The sequence below is a fragment of the Mesorhizobium delmotii genome, from assembly GCF_900149755.1.
GTDB lineage: Bacteria > Pseudomonadota > Alphaproteobacteria > Rhizobiales > Rhizobiaceae > Mesorhizobium > Mesorhizobium delmotii.
This window is the reverse complement of the sequence record NZ_FUIG01000055.1, coordinates 6,943-8,767: the sequence shown is the minus strand read 5'-3', so window position 1 is coordinate 8,767 and position 1,825 is coordinate 6,943. Positions and strand designations below refer to the sequence as shown.

The window sequence follows — 1,825 nt, the reverse complement described above, 5'->3', positions numbered from 1 at the left end:
GAGGTCGGCCGCCTGCTGTCCGACGAGACGCTCCAGTTCGCCGATCCGAGCCAATGCTTTCGAAAGCTCGTCATGCGCTTCCGACGGCAATGCCGGCGCTGCACCGCCCGGGTCATGCGCCTTACCCAGCCGGCGTGCCGCTCGCGGCGGACTAACGCGAGCTCGCAGCTCATCGAATACATCGGCCTGCCCGCACTTGGCGTGCTCCCGGTGCCCCTGTCCCGGATGGTCGCACCATACGCCGGAAATCTCGCATCTCAAGCGGGGGATCAGATGGCACCGTCATGATCATACCGGTTACCAACATGCTGGGTGACCCGGTCGGTCTCAGCGAGGACGCCGACGGCAATTGGAGCGTCTGCTACGGCCCGATGCCGCTGGGCATCCTCACCCCGCACGGACCGCCTGCGAAAGCCCAAAACCACTCACAACAACCCTGAACAAGACCAGAAGTGTGTTGTTGCCCCATGTCGTCGGTCAGAAATATTGCGCATGTAGCCGGTTGCTCACTTCCGCATGTTCAGGTCGCGAATCAATGTAAGCGGCAGAGTGACAGCCTAGCGGTCCGCTAGGGCGGAAAAATCCGGTCGCGATTCGACGCGTGTTCGGCCTAGGGGATGCCGATTCCGAAGTACCGCGTGTGAGCGATCTGGAGGATGCGATTGACCAAGCTAGAGAAGCTGTATCCGGCGGTCGTCGCAGCCAAGACATAAGCACCGGTCATGCCGAGCCCCGGCATGGAGTTGATCTCCAGCACAAAGGGCTTGCCCGAGCGGTCGACCCGGAAGTCGATGCGGGCGTAATCCCGGCAGTGGCAGGCACGGAAGGTCGCAACCGAAATATCCCGCAGCATCGTCGCAAGGTTGCTCCCAATTTGCGCCGGGCAAATCCCCTGCGGCGCCGCGACTCCCATGTGCATCTTGTCTTCCCAAGTGAGAAAACGCGTTTCGCGCTCGCCGAAGTCCTGCTCCACTGGAGGCAACACCTGGAGCTCTCCGTTGCCCAGCAGCGCGACCCAGAATTCTCGTCCCTCGATGTATTCTTCCACGAGCGCATCCTGCGCATACTGCGTGACGATTACTTCTACGGCTTGCCTCAACTGCGCGGGCTCATGTACGAGCTGCAATCCGAAACTCATGGATTCAGAACGCGGCTTCACTACTACTGGGAATCGCAAGTCGCCGGTACTCTCGGTGCCGCAACGCATCACGCGAAAGTTCGGCGTCAGCACGCCGCCATCGCGAATGAGCCTTTTGGTGATGACCTTGTCGGACGCCAATCCACACCCGAGCGGGCCTGATCCGGTGTACGGCACGCCGGCCATTTCGAGCATGGCCGGAACGTGGGTGGAACAGCACTCGCCCTGAATTCCGGACGCCATGTTGAAGACCATCCCCGAGGGGCGGGGTTGCGAATCGGGCTGCATGAACCGCTCGAGCGTACCGAACAGTCCTTTGTCGCCTTCGCACAGCAGCGCCTCGTGGCCACCCTCCTGCAGTGCCGCCACCACGCTTTCAGCCGTCTCGCCGCCGTATTCCTCCGGACACAACTGGCCTAACCGGTTGATCACGCCCGTACGATCATGGTTCAACACGACTGCTACCCGCATGACATACTCCCCGGGTGTTTGCTCGCTATCACATTCATACGCTCGGATTTGATTGATCGAGAGGAACAGCTCGTCTGGACCCCGCGCCCTGCCGTGGCACGACCGCTCAAGCGGCGAGCGGGTCTGCTTCCTTCAACAGGCGGAAATCGAGGTACCTCGCTGCCGGCCCCTAGACGCGATAGAAACCAAAGCCGCTGCTGGGAAAATGACAGCGGC

At 61.4% G+C, this 1,825-nt stretch carries 3 protein-coding genes; 2 read left to right on the top strand and 1 reads right to left on the bottom strand.

The features are described from left to right. Nucleotides 1-288, top strand: a 288-nt coding sequence (locus BQ8482_RS38790) for a hypothetical protein (protein ID WP_208867893.1), incomplete at its 5' end; no start/stop codon positions are given. Then, complete coding sequence (locus BQ8482_RS38465; protein ID WP_165848780.1) at nucleotides 285-440, top strand: hypothetical protein; 156 nt, start codon at nucleotides 285-287, stop codon at nucleotides 438-440. The genes BQ8482_RS38790 and BQ8482_RS38465, both read left to right, overlap by 4 nt. A gap of 170 nt (nucleotides 441-610) precedes the next feature. Here BQ8482_RS38465 and BQ8482_RS30545 read toward each other — a convergent pair whose 3' ends face one another. After that, nucleotides 611-1,609 carry a D-alanine--D-alanine ligase family protein gene (locus BQ8482_RS30545; RefSeq protein ID WP_123150992.1) on the bottom strand — a complete coding sequence of 333 codons (999 nt, stop codon included), beginning with the start codon at nucleotides 1,607-1,609 and terminating at the stop codon, nucleotides 611-613. Between the last annotated feature and the right edge of the window lie 216 nt (nucleotides 1,610-1,825).

Bases quoted from the DNA above. Each gene is read 5' to 3' on its own strand.
- BQ8482_RS38465 (WP_165848780.1), top strand. From the start codon at position 285: ATGATCATACCGGTTACCAACATGCTGGGTGACCCGGTCGGTCTCAGC.
- BQ8482_RS30545 (WP_123150992.1), bottom strand. From the start codon at position 1,609: ATGCGGGTAGCAGTCGTGTTGAACCATGATCGTACGGGCGTGATCAAC.